This window comes from Paraburkholderia sp. SIMBA_054 (genome assembly GCF_046534875.1).
In the GTDB taxonomy this organism is placed as follows: Bacteria; Pseudomonadota; Gammaproteobacteria; order Burkholderiales; family Burkholderiaceae; genus Paraburkholderia; species Paraburkholderia hospita.
Map to the genome: position 1 here is coordinate 1 of NZ_JAWRXV010001709.1, position 236 is coordinate 236.

General features: G+C 61.4%; 1 pseudogene. It reads left to right on the forward strand.

Annotation, left to right across the window (positions count from 1 at the left end):
- Positions 1-236, forward strand: a pseudogene (locus SB822_RS60935) (acetolactate synthase large subunit); the annotation flags it as partial.

The window sequence follows — 236 nt, forward strand, 5'->3', positions numbered from 1 at the left end:
CCTATGTGGCTCGGCAACGCCACGTTGTCCGACGGCGACTTCGTGCACCGCGCGATCGATCACGCCGACTGCATCATCAATGTCGGGCACGACGTGATCGAGAAGCCGCCGTTCTTCATGCGCAGCGGCGAGGCCGGCGAGAAAACGGTGATTCACGTCAACTTCCTCGGCGCGGAAGTCGATACCGTGTATTTCCCGCAGATCGAAGTGGTCGGCGACATCGCCAATGCGGTGTG